The sequence below is a fragment of the Stenotrophomonas sp. YJH_SMC_12-1 genome (assembly GCF_059370935.1).
Window position 1 is genome coordinate 19,052 of the sequence record NZ_JCAFUD010000011.1, and the last position, 14,673, is coordinate 33,724.

Annotated in this window: 14 protein-coding genes and 7 tRNA genes; 9 read left to right on the plus strand and 12 right to left on the minus strand. The window is 65.4% G+C overall.

Translation table 11 applies throughout. The features are described from left to right. Positions 1-46: 46 nt before the first annotated feature. The gene (locus AC5P8Y_RS18275) at positions 47-349 is read left to right on the plus strand and encodes a hypothetical protein (protein ID WP_012480609.1); all 303 of its coding nucleotides are present in this window, start codon (positions 47-49) and stop codon (positions 347-349) included. Here the strand turns inward: AC5P8Y_RS18275 and AC5P8Y_RS18280 are convergent. Together AC5P8Y_RS18280 and AC5P8Y_RS18285 are read right to left on the minus strand one after the other, a co-directional pair. Beyond that, positions 291-581 (minus strand): putative quinol monooxygenase, encoded by a 291-nt coding sequence (locus AC5P8Y_RS18280; RefSeq protein ID WP_024957815.1) that lies wholly within the window; start codon positions 579-581, stop codon positions 291-293. The genes AC5P8Y_RS18275 and AC5P8Y_RS18280 overlap by 59 nt on opposite strands. Positions 582-642: 61 nt before the next feature. Next, positions 643-1,731, minus strand: coding sequence for a DUF5694 domain-containing protein (locus AC5P8Y_RS18285; protein ID WP_164227520.1), 1,089 nt, complete (start codon positions 1,729-1,731; stop codon positions 643-645). A 152-nt stretch (positions 1,732-1,883) separates the two neighbouring features. Here AC5P8Y_RS18285 and AC5P8Y_RS18290 point away from each other — a divergent pair, with 152 nt between their 5' ends. Both AC5P8Y_RS18290 and AC5P8Y_RS18295 read left to right on the plus strand, forming a co-directional pair. Next, a complete protein-coding gene (locus tag AC5P8Y_RS18290; protein WP_181453473.1) occupies positions 1,884-2,429 on the plus strand; it encodes a GNAT family N-acetyltransferase in 546 nt (181 codons plus the stop codon). Between the two features lie 254 nt (positions 2,430-2,683). Next, on the plus strand, positions 2,684-4,510 hold the full coding sequence (locus tag AC5P8Y_RS18295; protein ID WP_111173424.1) for a methyl-accepting chemotaxis protein: 1,827 nt from the start codon (positions 2,684-2,686) through the stop codon (positions 4,508-4,510). On the opposite strand, the gene AC5P8Y_RS18300 is transcribed toward AC5P8Y_RS18295, so the two are convergent. Beyond that, complete coding sequence (locus tag AC5P8Y_RS18300; protein WP_111108549.1) at positions 4,507-5,940, minus strand: GGDEF domain-containing protein; 1,434 nt, start codon at positions 5,938-5,940, stop codon at positions 4,507-4,509. The genes AC5P8Y_RS18295 and AC5P8Y_RS18300 overlap by 4 nt on opposite strands. 200 nt (positions 5,941-6,140) lie before the next feature. Continuing rightward, positions 6,141-6,226: transfer RNA gene (locus AC5P8Y_RS18305), tRNA-Leu, on the minus strand. Between the two features lie 132 nt (positions 6,227-6,358). Here AC5P8Y_RS18305 and AC5P8Y_RS18310 point away from each other — a divergent pair. After that, positions 6,359-6,739, plus strand: a complete 381-nt coding sequence (locus AC5P8Y_RS18310) for a response regulator (RefSeq protein ID WP_005410076.1) — start codon at positions 6,359-6,361, stop codon at positions 6,737-6,739. A 10-nt stretch (positions 6,740-6,749) separates the two neighbouring features. On the opposite strand, the gene AC5P8Y_RS18315 is transcribed toward AC5P8Y_RS18310, so the two are convergent. Continuing rightward, a complete protein-coding gene (locus AC5P8Y_RS18315) occupies positions 6,750-7,706 on the minus strand; it encodes an SOS response-associated peptidase family protein (protein WP_111108548.1) in 957 nt (318 codons plus the stop codon). Positions 7,707-7,783: 77 nt separating this feature from the next. Between AC5P8Y_RS18315 and AC5P8Y_RS18320 the strand changes: the two genes are divergently transcribed. Further along, positions 7,784-8,200 (plus strand): GNAT family N-acetyltransferase, encoded by a 417-nt coding sequence (locus AC5P8Y_RS18320; RefSeq protein ID WP_005410074.1) that lies wholly within the window; start codon positions 7,784-7,786, stop codon positions 8,198-8,200. Positions 8,201-8,365: 165 nt separating this feature from the next. Here the strand turns inward: AC5P8Y_RS18320 and AC5P8Y_RS18325 are convergent. From AC5P8Y_RS18325 to AC5P8Y_RS18355, 7 genes are all read right to left on the minus strand, one after another. Then, positions 8,366-8,441, minus strand: a tRNA-Glu gene (locus AC5P8Y_RS18325). Between the two features lie 47 nt (positions 8,442-8,488). After that, positions 8,489-8,564: transfer RNA gene (locus AC5P8Y_RS18330), tRNA-Ala, on the minus strand. 45 nt (positions 8,565-8,609) lie between these two features. Further along, a tRNA-Glu gene (locus AC5P8Y_RS18335) sits at positions 8,610-8,685 on the minus strand. A gap of 49 nt (positions 8,686-8,734) precedes the next feature. Then, positions 8,735-8,810: transfer RNA gene (locus AC5P8Y_RS18340), tRNA-Ala, on the minus strand. Between the two features lie 185 nt (positions 8,811-8,995). After that, a tRNA-Glu gene (locus tag AC5P8Y_RS18345) sits at positions 8,996-9,071 on the minus strand. A gap of 54 nt (positions 9,072-9,125) precedes the next feature. Beyond that, positions 9,126-9,201, minus strand: a tRNA-Ala gene (locus AC5P8Y_RS18350). Positions 9,202-9,290: 89 nt separating this feature from the next. After that, the gene (locus AC5P8Y_RS18355; protein ID WP_033833933.1) at positions 9,291-9,701 is read right to left on the minus strand and encodes a heavy metal-responsive transcriptional regulator; all 411 of its coding nucleotides are present in this window, start codon (positions 9,699-9,701) and stop codon (positions 9,291-9,293) included. A 187-nt stretch (positions 9,702-9,888) separates the two neighbouring features. Between AC5P8Y_RS18355 and AC5P8Y_RS18360 the strand changes: the two genes are divergently transcribed. The 4 genes from AC5P8Y_RS18360 to AC5P8Y_RS18375 all read left to right on the plus strand — a co-directional run bounded on the left by AC5P8Y_RS18360 (position 9,889) and on the right by AC5P8Y_RS18375 (position 14,659). Next, a complete protein-coding gene (locus AC5P8Y_RS18360) occupies positions 9,889-10,956 on the plus strand; it encodes a GlxA family transcriptional regulator (RefSeq protein WP_005410072.1) in 1,068 nt (355 codons plus the stop codon). 80 nt (positions 10,957-11,036) lie between these two features. Next, positions 11,037-11,840, plus strand: coding sequence for a TlpA disulfide reductase family protein (locus tag AC5P8Y_RS18365; protein WP_049453612.1), 804 nt, complete (start codon positions 11,037-11,039; stop codon positions 11,838-11,840). A 30-nt stretch (positions 11,841-11,870) separates the two neighbouring features. Next, a complete protein-coding gene (gene dsbG / locus AC5P8Y_RS18370) occupies positions 11,871-12,713 on the plus strand; it encodes a thiol:disulfide interchange protein DsbG (RefSeq protein ID WP_033833931.1) in 843 nt (280 codons plus the stop codon). Between the two features lie 512 nt (positions 12,714-13,225). Further along, positions 13,226-14,659 carry a DcaP family trimeric outer membrane transporter gene (locus tag AC5P8Y_RS18375; protein WP_111108547.1) on the plus strand — a complete coding sequence of 478 codons (1,434 nt, stop codon included), beginning with the start codon at positions 13,226-13,228 and terminating at the stop codon, positions 14,657-14,659. The last annotated feature ends 14 nt before the right edge of the window (positions 14,660-14,673 follow it).

Consider the following 14,673-nt stretch of genomic DNA (forward strand, 5'->3'; position numbering starts at 1 on the left):
GGCGGGCGCAAATACTCCGCGCACCTCCTCTCTTACAGGTGATCCCATGAATGTCTGCAACCCGATGGCGGTGCGTGCCTTCGCCCCGGCTCTGGTCGGCTGGTGCCTGGCCCTGGCGGCCGGGCTCCGGCTGGAGGAGGTGCGTGAGGACCGTCTGGCCCAGGCAATGTTGCCGGTGCTGCAGGCGAGCGTGGTGGCGCTGCTGGCCCTCACCCTGGCGTGCACGGTGGCGGCCAGCCTGGTGCTGTGGCGGCACAGGCGCCGGGATCACCGTCGCGTTGATGCCGGCACTACAGAGGCGCAGCATCCATCAGCAGGAACCGGCATGGCGCGCGCTGGAAGGCATTGATCTGCGGCACCAGTCGCTGGAAATGTTCGCTGGCGCAGTGGATGTCCAGGGCGGCGCGGTCAGGCCATTGCTCGATGAAGATGAAGTGCCCGGGATCCTTCTGGTCCACGAACAGTTCATAGCCGAGGCAGAGCGGCTCGCGCTGCGTGCACGCGACCAGTTCCCGGTACAGCGGAAGCACGGTGTCCACGGCATCGGGATGGATGAAGTCTTCGGCGATGACCTTGAGCATGCAGGCACCTCTGGATGGGGCCCTGCAGGATAGTGCCGGCGGGTGGCCGGCACCTATGCCGTCAACGCAATACTGCGTCCGCACTGACCAGCTGCACATCGTGCATCTGATTGAGGTAGGCCTCGTAGTAGCCCTTGTGCGAGGCACCGACGATGGTCAGCATGCGGGTGCCCGGGTGCTGGCCGAGCACGTCGCGCATGTTGGCGACCATGCGCAGGTTGCGGGTTTCCCAGTAGCCCACGTAGTTGCGGCCGAAGCCTTCCGGCGAGGGTTCGACGAGCGTCGCGCCGAAATCGCTGTTGAAGGCCAGCATCGCGGCCTCGGGTGCGTTGTAGGCGCGATACATCGCGAGCAACCCATCCGGTTGAGCAAGATTGGCTTCCAGTCGTTCATCGGCCGCCCTGCGCGCTTTGGCGAAGGAATTGTCCCAGGCACCGCGTATGGCGGCAGCGTAGGCCTTCTGCTGCGATTCCGGTGTAGGCGAATCCGCAGTGTGGTCGTCGACCGCCCACAGCCGCTCCAGCCCCAGGCGCGCGGCGAGGACGCCGGCCACCAGGCCGGCCTCGTTGCGGCGTGCCATGCGCGTGTCGAGGAACTGCACCAGCTCCGGTGTCAGGCTGTCCGAGGCACGTCGCTCTTCCCTGGGCAGCCGCAGCCATTGGACGACTGCCGAGCTGCTCTCGCCCGCAGCCAGGAACACTGCGGCCAATCGGCGTCGCTGGGCAGCGGTTGGCGCCTTCGGCCAATCCGCAAGCAGGCGTTCCATCTCCACGTTGGCGCTGGGCACGTCCAGGCCGGTGGCGGCCTGCGCCGGTGCCGGATCGACGCAGTAGTCCGCTACGCTCTCGGCGTAGCGGGCCGGATTGCGGCGCATGAAGTCACACTGCAGGCCGGACAGGTTCTCCACTGCGATCGTGGTGGGCCGCCAGGCTTCCAGACGCTGCAGCAGAGGTTCCAGCATCGCCGGCGTGAAGGTCTCCGGCAGGCTGGACAGGTGCGGGCTGCCCAGCACCAGCACTTCGTTCGGGCGCCCTGCGGGCGGTCCCTTCAGCTGGTCCGGGTGGAAGGCCGGTCGATAGGCGGTGTCGTTGGCCAGCGCGCTGCTGCTGCACACGGCCAGGAAGAGAAGGCTGGCAAAGCGAGGGAACATGCGATCTCCATGTCGATGAGCATCCTGCGGGACCTTCATGCTGGTCATATTCTCCTGCCGCGGAATCCCGCATTGGTCATGTAAACCTTTTTGCCTTGAGCTGCATCCTTCTGCTGAGCGATGCTGTACCCAGCGCTCAGGCAATGCAGAACATGACGTCCGACGACTGGACCATCGACAGTCCGCGGCTGCACCTCCGGCCATTCACGCCCGGTGACGCCGACGAGGCATTTGCGGGAATCACCCCCGGGCTGACCCGCTACATGTCCTTCGAGCCGCCGCCGTCGAAGGAGGCGTTTGCTGCTGTCTGGCGAACGTGGCTGCCCACCATCGCCGACGGGACCGACATCACGTTCGTGATCCGCAGGCGCGAGGATGGTGTATTCCTTGGCCTGGCAGGCCTGCATCGAGCCCGTGACGCAGAACCCGAACTGGGCATCTGGATCGCAGAAATGATGCATGGGCACGGCTATGGTCGCGAAGCCGTGGCGGCGGTGTGGTCGGCCGCCTCAGGGCGCCTGCGCTGTGCTGCGTTCCGCTATCCGGTGGCCGAGCAGAACCGGTCCAGTCGTTCCCTCGCTGAGTCCCTCGGGGGACTGCCTGTAACACGTGAGCAGGGCGTGAAGTACACGGCAATCGTCTACCGCATTCCGGCTGCAATGCACGGAGTTGCGACGGACGTCGCGGAATCCCGCTAAAGCGGCTGACGGCATCGCCGATACTCCCTCTGGATCCCGCTCCAGTCACCCGCCGCAGGACCCCAGGCTGCCCCCGATGGGCGGTCCGCGCAGTGTGTTCCGCCGCTCCCAGATGCCGATCGCACCCGCAGCAGACGTTCTTGGCAGTCGCTCGAGAGGTGCCGTTGGCACCTGTAGTCCCTGGCAACTGATGTTGCCGCCGGGCATCCCGCCCGTCGGGTCACAACCGCTTACCGGACACCGAGGATCAGACAATGCTCATTCCAGGCTTCACGGCAGGCGCGCAGGCGCCGGCCGAGCTGCACACCCGTTGGTCGCCGTGGCGTGCGCTGCTTGGCGTACTGGCGCCGCAGCAACGCACCAGCACAGAGAAGGCGATGACCGACCGCACCGAGCTGGAAGCGCAGGTGGCCGCGCTGCATCGCGTGCAGGCCGTCATCGAGTTCGCGCTCGACGGCACCATCCTGCAGGCCAATGACAATTTCCTGCAGGCGATGGGCTACCGGCTGGAGGAGATCCAGGGCAAGCATCATTCCCTGTTTGTCGACCCCGAGCTGGCGCGCAGCGCCGAATACCGCGACTTCTGGGCGCGCTTGGGGCGCGGCGAATACGACGCCGGACAGTACCGCCGCTTCGGCAAGGGCCAGCGCGAGATCTGGATCCAGGCCTCGTACAACCCGGTACTGGACCGCCAGGGGCGGCCGTACAAGGTGGTCAAGTTCGCGACCGACATCACCGCGCAGAAGCTGCAGGCGGCCGACTCGGCGGGGCAACTGGCCGCGATCGCCAAGTCGCAGGCGGTGATCGAGTTCAGCATGGATGGCCGCATCCTGTCGGCCAACGACAATTTCCTGGCCGCCACCGGCTACAGCCTGGACGAAGTGCGCGGGCAGCACCATTCGTTGTTTGTCGAGCCCGAGCATCGCAGCAGCATCGAATATCGCCAGTTCTGGGAGAAACTCGGGCGCGGCGAATATGACGCCGGCCAGTATCGGCGCCTTGGCAAAGGCGGGCGTGAGGTCTGGATCCAGGCATCCTACAACCCGATCCTGGACCTCAATGGCAAGCCGTTCAAGGTCGTCAAGTACGCCACCGACATCACCGCACAGGTGCATGAAAACCAGGCCATGCAGCGCGCGGTGGCGCAGACCCGCGAGGTGGTGGCCGCGGCCAAGCAGGGCGATCTGACCCAGCGCGTGGCCACCGCCGACAAGAATGGCTCGATCGCCGAACTGTGCGAAGGCGTGAATTCGCTGGTGGAGGCGATGGCCGCGATCATCGGCCAGATCAAGTTCGCCGCGGACACCATCGCGGTCGGCGCGACTGAAATCGCACAGGGCAACAGCGACCTCTCGCAGCGCACCGAGCAGCAGGCGGCTTCGCTCGAGGAAACCGCGGTGTCGATGAAGGGCCTGGCCGAGACCGTGCAGCGCACCGCCACCAACGCGCGCCAGGCGAGCCAGCTGGCCGGTGGAGCCGCCGATGTCGCTGCGCGCGGCGGCAGTGTGGTGCATGAGGTGGTCGAGACGATGGCGGTAATCAATGCCTCGTCGCGGCGCATCGTCGACATCATCGGGGTGATCGACGGCATCGCCTTCCAGACCAACATTCTCGCGCTGAACGCAGCGGTGGAGGCGGCGCGTGCCGGTGAACACGGCCGTGGATTTGCCGTGGTTGCCACCGAGATCCGCGAGCTGTCGCAGCGTTCGGCCAGCGCAGCGAAGGAGATCAAGCACCTGATCGATGAGTCGGTTGCCAATGTGGGTGCCGGTACGGCGCAGGTTGAGAGCGCGGGCCGCACCATGGACGAGATCGTGACCAACGTGCGCCGGGTGAGCGACCTGATGACCGAAATCAGCACTGCCTCGCAGCAGCAGAGCGACGACATCCAGCAGATGAACCAGGCCGTCGATCTGATCGACCAGGGCACCCAGCAGAACGCGGCCTTGGTCGAGGAGGCGTCGGCGGCGGCGCGCAGCATGGAAGAGCAGTCGGCGCAGCTGCTGCAGACGGTGGCCAGCTTCCGCTTGCAGGGCGGCGCCGGGCACCGGCACGGAGCGGCGGCGCTGCATGCGGTCTAGGCGCGGCGACCGGACTGTTCTTCCTTGGTTTCGGTGTCGCCGCGTACGCAGTTGCGACCGGCATGCTTGGCGCGATACAGGGCCTGGTCGGCGCGTTCGACCAGGCCGCGCGGATCGCCGTCTTCGCCGGGTGCCTGCCAGGCCACGCCGATGCTGATGGTGACGGTGGCCACGGGGGCGGGCAGGGCTGCGGCTTCGACCGAAGCGCGCAGCCGTTCGCCCAGGCCCAGGGCGTGGGTGGCATCGGGCGAGGGCAGGGCGGCGATGAACTCTTCGCCGCCATAGCGGGCCAGCAGATCGTCGCCCCGTTGCAGGCAGCCATCGAGGATGCCGGCGACGGCACGCAGGCGCCGATCACCTTCCGGATGGCCGTAGGTGTCGTTCAGCCGTTTGAAGTGGTCGATGTCGATCATCAGTACCGCCAGGCCCTGGCCCTGGCGGCGCGCGCGGCGGTGGGCCCGATCCAGCGACTCATCGAAGCTGCGCCGGTTGCCCAGTCCGGTCAGCGGATCGCGCCGTGCCAGCGTTTCCAGTTCATCGCGCTGGCGCTGGATCTCGACCTGGCTCAGCACGCTGCGCAGCGCATAGCCGAGCAGGGAGCCGATGAAGCCGACCGTGGCCAGGGTCGGCTGCAGGCGCGCGACCAGAAGCGCCACCAGCATCAGCAGCAAGGGCAGCATCAGTGGTACGCCGGCATCGACGATGCGCCGCAGGCTGCGGGATACCTCCACTGCCGGGTAGCGACGATGGCTGCCCACCAGGGTGGCCAGCAGCACGAACAGTCCACTGATCAGCAGGTCGACCCAATTGCCGTCGGGCACCTGCGGCTGATAGGTATTGATGTAGAAGGCCAGCAGGAAGTAGCCCAGCGCGTAGATCGTCAGCGTCCGGAAAAAATCGCGGCGGTCCGGATCGTCCTCGGCCAGGAAACGGATCAGTGCGAAGCAGAACACCAGGCTGTTCTGCACGCCGCTCATGGTGTTCAGGCACTGCGTCCACAAGGCGGTGTTCAGCGGCGCCATGGCCCGCGCATGCAGGTAGTACAGCAGCCAAAGCAGGGCAATGATCCCGAGGTCCACCGCACGGATGTAGCGGTTCCCGCCGCCCGGGCTTGCAGCGACGTAGGTCAGGGGGATCCGGTAGAACACGTACAGGATCAGTGTTGAGGCGGTCATTTGCGCAGGGGCGAGGCCGGCCACATTGCGGTACAGCAGGTCCAGCAGCGCGAGAGAGAACAGGCCGACGGCCGCGCCGAGCAGTCGCCACTGGCAGGCCGCCTGGCTGACGCGTGCACGCCGTACGCAGGCCAGTGCAGCCAGCAGCGGGGCGGTGATCAGCATCAGGTAGGAGCCGACCGGGTCCTGCGGGCCGACAAAGGCAATGACGAGCGCGTGCGTGACGAGAAAAAACAGTGCAGCACGCAACGTCATGCAGTCCCCCACCCCCGGATCCGGCGGGATCACGATAGGCAGATGTACGTGAGGCTGGCAAGAAAAGTGTGCACTACGTCTAGCGACAACCCTGTCAGCGGTCGCAGTTTTGCGTCAGCACAGTGACACCGGAGCGGCTACATGGGCCTGCATCGCCCGAAAAGCAAAAGGCCAGGTCATGGACCTGGCCTTTGATGCTGTGGTGCCGGTGAAAGGACTCGAACCTTCATGGGGTCACCCCCGGCTGATTTTGAGTCAGCTGCGTATACCATTCCGCCACACCGGCAGGCAGCGTGTGAGTGTAACCGAGGAGGGCAGGGCTTTCATAGGGGCAAGGCAGATCGAGGCGTTTCCTGTCGGCATCGGCTCTGCGATGGCTATACTGCGCCGGCTTGAATGCCTCCAGGAGCCATAGCCGATGACAGTGTTGCAGGACCTGAGGGTGCTGGTGGTCGAGAACGACGAGATGAGCGCAGCCTTGCTGCAGATGCAGCTGGTGCATGCCGGCGCGACCGTGGTCGGGTTGGCGGCGAGCGTGGCTGAAGCATTGCGCGTGCTGGAAGACTCGGTCCCCGATGTGGCCCTGCTGGACTATCGCCTGGCCCGCAACGAGACCAGCGAGCCGGTGGCGGCAGCATTGTCGGCGCGAGGCGTACCGTTCGTGCTTGCCACCGGAATGCTGGCTGAGCAGCTGCCCGAGTCCATGCTGTCCGGAGTACTGCTGGTCAAGCCATATCTGTCGGCGGACCTGACCCGGGCGCTGAGCCGTGCGGTGGGCCGTTCCAGCGCAACGGCGTGAGAACGGCGCTTCAGCCGGCCTCCTCGTACAGGTAACGGATGTCCTCGCGGTCGTCGAGGATGCTGTACTGCCCGGCCAGGTTGTCCGGATCGGGGTTGAGCCACGCATCGAGATGCTCCCTGCGGATCGGTATCACGCCGCGATCGTGACCTGCCGCGGCGACATCGCGTGGCGGGGTGTCGGTGATCGTGGCGAATGAGAGCAGGCGTCCTTCCGGTCCCTCCCATTCCGCCCAAAGGCAGGCCAGAAGCAGGTCGCGGGGCGGGTCCGGGCGAAACTCCAGCACCACATCCTGTTCCTTTTCACTGGCGCCAAGCGCGCGCCCTGCGATCGCGTGGCGTGGTACGTGCTCATAGAACGCCCGCACCACGACAACGCCGTGGCGAAGGCCGAACGCGCCGCGCCAATAGCCTTCCAGGCTGTCGCGTCGTGCGTTGTAGGTGCCGGGGTAGAGCACGTCGTTGCGTGCCGGCTTGTCCGGCAGCCGGCATTGGTAGCGCATCGGCTTGATCACCCGTCGGCCGCTCTCGCTGACCATCACCGGCGCGTAGGTGCCGGGAAAAATGCGGTTGTCGCGCGGCAGTAGTTGTACCCGGTGCAGGTCCTCAAGCCGGGCCTGGGCGCGCTCGATGCGGTTGCCGGCCACGCGCAGGTCGTTGCGTGCCTTCTGGGTGGGGCGGGTGGCGAGCGTCGCGTGGGCGATATCGCGGCGCTCGCGTTGGCGGGCCAGCTCCGCCTCCAGAGCCTGGCGTTCCTGCGCATGCCACTGCTGGATCTTCGCGACGATGTCGCGACCCTGTTCGGTGCGCGCGCCGGCAAAGCCGTCGTCCATGGCCTTGGGGGTGTTCGGCCGCTTCTTGCCGGGATCGTGCGCGTACAGTTCGGCGAACTCCTCCAGCGACAGGATGGCACCGAACTCGCGGACCAGCTTGGCGTAGTCAGCGCGGATCAGGGCGGAATAGCACATGGGAACTCTGCAGGCCTGGGTCGCAGTCGTTGCGACGTGGATGCGGCAGGATAGCCCGACCTACAGGGAGATACCGCATGAATGATTCTGTCAGCTGCCAGTTCCGCGAGGCTGTCCCCACGGTCGAAGACTATTGCCAGCTGCGTGTGCTGGCGGGCCTCAGTGCCAAGAGCCAGGAGGCGGCGGCACGCGCGCTGCCCAATACCCTGTATGGCGTGTGCGCCTACCAGGGCAATGAGCTGGTAGCGATGGGCCGCATCGTCGGCGATGGTGGGTGCCACCTGCAGGTCTGTGATATCGCGGTGCTGCCGCGCCTGCAGGGGCAGGGCCTGGGCAAGGAAGTGATGCGTCGCCTGGATGGCTGGATGCAGGCGAACCTGCCGCCGTCTGCATACGTCAGCCTTCTGGCCGATGGTGAAGCGCACCGGTTGTACGCGCAGTTTGGTTTCGCACCCACCGCACCTGCATCGATCGGGATGTATCGCCGGTTCTGAGGTGTGTTCAGGCTGAGGCCATCCATGCGTGGCATGGATCTACTGGGCCAACCGGCCGCCGGATCCATCCCGGCTCTGCAGTAGATCCACGCCATGCGTGGACAGGGCTTTCACGGGAATCTCAGGCAAAGAAAAACCCCGGCCGAAGCCAGGGTTTTCAAGAGTTGGCGTCCCCACGGGGATTCGAACCCCGGTCGCCACCGTGAAAGGGTGATGTCCTAGGCCTCTAGACGATGGGGACGCACGAAAACTTCAAGTTGTAGATCCTTCGACGGCCTAATTTCGAAGTGGTGGAGCCAAGCGGGATCGAACCGCTGACCTCCTGCATGCCATGCAGGCGCTCTCCCAGCTGAGCTATGGCCCCATGAAACTCCGGATGATCTGCCGGGAGCAGAGTCCGTTTTGAAACTGGCGTCCCCACGGGGATTCGAACCCCGGTCGCCACCGTGAAAGGGTGATGTCCTAGGCCTCTAGACGATGGGGACGCACGAAAAACTTCAAGTTGTAGAACCTTCGACGGCCTAATGTCGAAAGTGGTGGAGCCAAGCGGGATCGAACCGCTGACCTCCTGCATGCCATGCAGGCGCTCTCCCAGCTGAGCTATGGCCCCGTGTTACCGAGCCGCCTATCATACCTGCGTGTTCACGTTTGTGGAAGTCTTTTTTTGAACTTTTTTCGTTCCGGTTCAACCGCAGCCACGAGGGCAGGGGAACCGCAACGCCACACCCTGAATGCCGGTAGGCGGTGAACAAAAAAGACCCGGTTATCGGCCGGGTCCTCGTTGTTCGTGATGAGTGGCGTCCCCACGGGGATTCGAACCCCGGTCGCCACCGTGAAAGGGTGATGTCCTAGGCCTCTAGACGATGGGGACGCAATTCTCATCAATGTTCTTTAGCGACCTTTCGACGGCCTAATGCCGAAAGATTGGTGGAGCCAAGCGGGATCGAACCGCTGACCTCCTGCATGCCATGCAGGCGCTCTCCCAGCTGAGCTATGGCCCCACGTCGCTGAGGAGCGAAATAATAGCCTTGCCCCAGGGGGTTGGCAAGCATTTGTTGCACTTTTCTTCACGCGTGTTGCGAAGCCGATGTCAGTCGCCTGCGGCCGTGGTGTCGTCGGTCAGAGCGGCCAGGATCGGGCACTGGTCCAGCGCGCCATGGCCGGGGCAGGCGTCGACCAGCTGCGACAGCGCGATGTGCATGCGCTGCAGTTCGGCCAACCGTTGTGCGATGTCCTGCAGGCGGGCCTGCGCGGTGTCACGCACGCTGCCCATGTCCTGCTGGTGGTGATCACTGAGCGCGAGCAGCTCTCCGATTTCCTCCAGGCTGAAGCCCAGTGCCTTGGCGCGGCGGATGAAGCGCAGCCGGCGCAGATCCGGCTCGCCGAAGATGCGGTAACCCCCGGCCGAGCGCGCCGCCGTCGGCAGCAGCTGCTGCCGTTCGTAATAGCGGACCGTATCGATCGGCACGCCCGCCTGACGGGCCAGTTGTCCAATGTTCATGGCAGCTTTCCTGCGGATCCTGCCGGCCATTGTGAAGCCTGGAGTCTGGTCGAGAGTCAAGGCTTCAGCTCGGTGCGCGCATTCAGCCCACTTTGCAACTTTCTTCATAGCCCCGCAGATGGGCCTGTTCCTACCCTTCGCCTGAACCGGCCGTTCGATGGCCTGCAACGAACCGAGGAGGTGGTCTGTGGAGGGAGTCAGGAACGAAGCATTCGTAGAGGTTGCGGTGGTTGAATATCCGGGAGGGGACCCCTCCGCCGCCTCTGTGCTGGCCGAAATGGCCCACGTCGCCAACCGCCTGGCCCAACAGCAGCGCCGACCCTTCAAGCGTGTGCTTGTCACCCGCTGGATCGTTCCCGCCAGCCAGACCGGCGTACACCGCATCGCGGGTGCTGAAATGCTCGACGCCGCCATTCCCGCGGTGATCGCGGTTCCCGGCCAGATCAGCCCCGGAGCCTGTCTGCGCGCCGAAGAGGTCCTGCTGGACTGGTTGCGGGCCCATTACGACGGGGGCAGCCTGCTGGCTGCTGCCAGCGACGGGGTCGGTGTACTGGCCCGTGCGGGACTGCTGGCCGGAAGAACGGTCAGCGGCCCCGATCTGGGGCGACATCCTGGGCTGCAGGCGCAGGCGGTGAGCTGGGTGCCCAGTGAGCGGGCGCTGGTCGACGATGGCGATCTGCTGACGGTTGGCGGATCGCAGGCCTGGCGTTTCCTCGGGTTGCGTTTGCTGTACCGGCTGCACGGGCAGGGCGTGGCGAGCGCGGTCGCGCAACAGCTCGGGATCGTCGTGCCCGCAGGAATCCAGCAGGATCTTGAGCGTTTCAGTGCCAACTTCGCCCACGGTGACCGCGATGTACTGAAGGCCCAGCGCTGGCTGCATACCACTGCGGCACGAGGAGCCACTCTGGCCGCAATCTGCGAGGTTTCCGGATTGGAACCGCGCACCCTGCAGCGGCGCTTCCTCCGGGCGACCGGTCTGCGGCCGATCGAATACTGCCAACGGCTGCGCATTGCCAAGGCGCAGACCCTGCTGCAGCAGGGCGCAGGCATCGAGGAGGTGGCCTGGGGGGTGGGCTACGCTGATCAGAGCGCGTTCCGGCGTCTGTTCCTCCGCATCGTAGGCATGACACCGGCCAACTATCGCCGCCACGTCAACTGCAAGCGGCGGGAGCGACCGTTGATGCCGTCGGTGGCCGGAAGTCTGCGCGGCCTGCAGGCGTCCCCCGGAATGCAGTTGGGGCGGAGTGCGGCCTGACCATGGGTGGCGGGCGAGCGCTTGCAACCTGGGCGTGACGCTTTGACCATGCAGGCAGTGGAACTTGAACAGGTGGGCTGATGTCGAGTGTTGGACCGGTACCGATGCCGGTGGTGTTGATCCTGATGTGCACATTGCTGGCCATGATCGTTGCCCGTCTTTGGCCGCGCAGGGCAGTGGGAATGCCGCTGCCGTCGGCAGCAGGCATGGTGCTGGACATGCTGCTGATCGGCCTGCTGTGTGGTCGTGTCAGTTTTGTTGTGCTGAATTTCGCGCTCTATCGTTCGGAGCCCTGGAGCATTCTGCAGGTCACCGATGGTGGCTATCACCTGATGGTGGTGCTGGTGGCCGGGCTGTCGTGGGGATTATGGCGTCTGCGGCCGTGGCGTCAGTTGCGTGCACCGGTGCTGACGAGCGCACTGGTGGGTGCGTTGTTCTGGGTCGCTGGTGGCCAGTTGCTGTCGGCATGGCAGGAGCGGCAGATGCCGTTGCCGGCGCTGCAGGTGGCGGACCTTCAAGGCGATCGTATCGATCTGCAGCAATTCCGCGGCAAGCCGCTGGTGCTGAATCTGTGGGCCACATGGTGCGGGCCCTGCCGCCGTGAGATGCCGGTGCTGGCGACGGCACAACAGGCACATGATGACGTGCAGTTCGTATTCCTCAACCAGGGCGAAACCCTGGATGAGGTGCAGGGTTTCCTGGCCGGCGAACGACTGATGCTGGGCAACGTGCTGCTGGATGATGACGCTGCTGCTTCCACCGTGCTCGGCGTTCAGGCATATCCTTCCACGCTCTTTTTCGACGCCGATGGGCGCCTGCGTGAACTGCACCTGGGCGAACTGACTGCGGCCGGCCTTGAACACAAACTGCGCCGGCTGCGGTAGCCTGCGCAGGCATCTCACTACGGAGTTCCCATGTTGTCGATTTCCCTGCGCACCGCCCCGGCGGTGCTCCTGCTGCCGGTCATGCTGGCATTGGCCGCCTGCAGCCAGGCACAGACGCCGCCGGGCAAGGCCGCTACGGCGTCGGCGACGACTGCTCCGGCATCTGCCGCCAAGGGCGACCGTCCAGCGGTGCTGAAGGGCATCGAGAAGCACGGCTTCGAGGTCGTTGCCGAGTTCGATGCGCCGGACGGCCTGCGCGGTTTTGCTGGCGTGGTGGGAGGGCAGCAGCCTGCAGCGGCCTATGTCACGGCCGATGGCAAGCACGTACTGGTGGGCAGCCTGTTCGATGCCGAAGGTAATGATGTGGCTGCCGAAGCGGTCGAGAAGCTGGTTGCCGCACCGATGTCGGTCAAAATGTGGACCAAGCTCGAAGCCAGCGCCTGGGTACGTGATGGCAAGGCCGACGCGCCCCGCGTGGTCTATACCTTCAGCGATGCCAACTGCCCGTATTGCCACAAGTTCTGGGAGGCGGCCCGTCCGTGGGTCGACGCCGGCAAGGTACAGCTGCGCCACATCATGGTGGGTGTGATCCGCGAGGACAGTCCGGCCAAGGCCGCAGCCATCCTCTCCGCACGTGATCCGAGCGCGGCGCTGCTGGAGAACGAACACCAGTTCGACCGTGGCGGTATCAAAGCGCTGCCGAACATCAGCCGCGAGATAGCCGGCAAGCTCGACGCCAACCAGGTGTTGATGCTGGAAATGGGGTTCCAGGGCACCCCGGGCATCCTGTTCCAGGATGCACAGGGCCAGGTGCAGCGCCGGGCCGGATTGCCGCAGGGCGACGACCTGCAGACGGTGCTTGGTCCGCGCTGATCCACGCCTGCATGATGATGTAGACCACAGGCCCGCATGGTGACATGCGGGCCTGTTGCGTTCCTGCCCCAGGCGAACACAATCGCTTGCGCATTGTCTGTTCGTCGTCACGTCTGAATCGTGACTGAGATCAAGCATCGTGCCTTGATTCCAATCAAGGTCAAAAGCGACAAACGGACTAGCCTTTGACGCATGGAATACAGCGTCAATGCGCGATGGATGCCGCGCTCGCCACGCCCTGATCAGGGTCGGCCGGCACAGCCATTCACGACACTCTCACTCTGTGCTTGTTACCCAGACCGCTGCGGTCGCCACCTCTCTGGCAGCGCGGCCTTGATGGAGTCGACATGGGTGCAGGCGGGGCAGTGTCATCGTCCTGTTGCCTGCCGTGCGCAGGCTGGCCGATGTCGTCGACGCAGTACCCGCATTTCCAGCAACGGCAACGCGAAGCCAGGGCGGCGCATGAATGCGCTCCGGAACCGTGATGCGAGTGTTCGTCAGGGGAGGATGCAATGCGTTTGGCCGTACTGAGTCTGGCATGCCTGGGGGCACTGGCGATCACGCCGGCGTACGCTCAACAGGGTGATGCAGAGGATGCGCAGGCATTGCGGAGCGAGATGGCCGCCATGCGCCAGGCGCTGGAACGCATGCAGCAACGGCTGGACCGGCTTGAGCAGCGTGATGCTGCGCCTGTGCAGGCAACAGCCGCGCCTGCAATGGCGCCGATGGCCTCTGCCGCCCCTTCCGACGTGATCCATCGCACCCAGGTGCCGGGTGTGGCGCAGCCGGTACTCCCGCAGCGCGATTCGGTCGCTGATCCGTCCACTGCGGCATCGCGACCGGACAGTGCGGCGGGCCCGACCGATCCGGATCTGAAGGGGTTCTTTGCCATACCCGGCACTGATACGGTGATCCGCATCGGCGGTTACGCCAAGCTGGATGCCATCGCCGATTCGCGCGCGGCCGGCGACGGGGATCAGTTCATTCCTTCGTCGATGCCGGTGGGCGGCAGCCACCGCGATGTCTCCAACTTCAACATCCACGCCAAGCAGACCCGCTTCAGCTTCGAGGCGCGGCGTCCAACCACGCACGGCAACCTGCGCTTCTATCTGGAGAACGACTTCTTCGGCAGCAGCGATGGCTACGAGTTCCGCCTGCGGCATGCGTATGGACAGCTCGGCAATACCTATGCCGGCTATGGCTACTCCAGCTTCATGGACCCGGACAGCCTGCCCGACACGCTGGACTTCGCCGGGCCGGGCGGCGCCGGCTATCTGCTGGTGGCCGGCATCCACCACAGCTTCACGATGGGCAAGGGCAACACGCTGACCGTGGCGGCCGAAGACTCGAAGACTGAACTTGCCGGTGCCAGTGATGAGCGGGCTGCGGTGAACCGTCTGCCGGACGTAACCGTGACCGCGCGCATGGAGCGCGACTGGGGCCACCTGCAGGTGGGCGCGGTGGCGCGCAGCCTGGCCTATGACGGCGATGGCGAGCGCGACCGGCGAATGGCCGGCGGCCTGCAGCTGAGTGGCTCGGCCTCGGTGGGCGAGCGCGACCTGCTGCTGTTCGGTGCGCTGGGAGGACGCGGCCTCAGCCGCTATACCGCCGACCTGACCGGCTCCGGGCTGGACGCGGTGGTCGGTGCCGATGGCCGCCTCGACGCGTTGGACCTGCACGGCGGCTTCGTCGGCTACACCCACTACTGGTCCGAGTTGTGGCGATCGAACCTGATCTTCGGCCAGCTGACCCTGGAGCGGAACGCCGCACTGGCGGCCGATGCCTTCCGGCAGAGCCGGTACGGCGTATTCAACCTGATCTGGAGCCCCGCGCCGTCGTGGACGATGGGCATGGAGGTGCTGTACGGCCGCCTGGAACAGCAGGGCGGCGCACGCGGCGACACGGTCCGGGTGCAGGGCAGCCTGCAATACAACTTCATCAAATAAGCGCCAGCGGTCGT

Coding starts and splice junctions, on each gene's coding strand:
- AC5P8Y_RS18275 (WP_012480609.1), top strand. CDS start 47: ATGAATGTCTGCAACCCGATGGCGGTGCGTGCCTTCGCCCCGGCTCTG.
- AC5P8Y_RS18280 (WP_024957815.1), bottom strand. CDS start 581: ATGCTCAAGGTCATCGCCGAAGACTTCATCCATCCCGATGCCGTGGAC.
- AC5P8Y_RS18285 (WP_164227520.1), bottom strand. CDS start 1,731: ATGTTCCCTCGCTTTGCCAGCCTTCTCTTCCTGGCCGTGTGCAGCAGC.
- AC5P8Y_RS18290 (WP_181453473.1), top strand. CDS start 1,884: ATGACGTCCGACGACTGGACCATCGACAGTCCGCGGCTGCACCTCCGG.
- AC5P8Y_RS18295 (WP_111173424.1), top strand. CDS start 2,684: ATGCTCATTCCAGGCTTCACGGCAGGCGCGCAGGCGCCGGCCGAGCTG.
- AC5P8Y_RS18300 (WP_111108549.1), bottom strand. CDS start 5,940: ATGACGTTGCGTGCTGCACTGTTTTTTCTCGTCACGCACGCGCTCGTC.
- AC5P8Y_RS18310 (WP_005410076.1), top strand. CDS start 6,359: ATGACAGTGTTGCAGGACCTGAGGGTGCTGGTGGTCGAGAACGACGAG.
- AC5P8Y_RS18315 (WP_111108548.1), bottom strand. CDS start 7,706: ATGTGCTATTCCGCCCTGATCCGCGCTGACTACGCCAAGCTGGTCCGC.
- AC5P8Y_RS18320 (WP_005410074.1), top strand. CDS start 7,784: ATGAATGATTCTGTCAGCTGCCAGTTCCGCGAGGCTGTCCCCACGGTC.
- AC5P8Y_RS18355 (WP_033833933.1), bottom strand. CDS start 9,701: ATGAACATTGGACAACTGGCCCGTCAGGCGGGCGTGCCGATCGATACG.
- AC5P8Y_RS18365 (WP_049453612.1), top strand. CDS start 11,037: ATGTCGAGTGTTGGACCGGTACCGATGCCGGTGGTGTTGATCCTGATG.
- dsbG (WP_033833931.1), top strand. CDS start 11,871: ATGTTGTCGATTTCCCTGCGCACCGCCCCGGCGGTGCTCCTGCTGCCG.
- AC5P8Y_RS18375 (WP_111108547.1), top strand. CDS start 13,226: ATGCGTTTGGCCGTACTGAGTCTGGCATGCCTGGGGGCACTGGCGATC.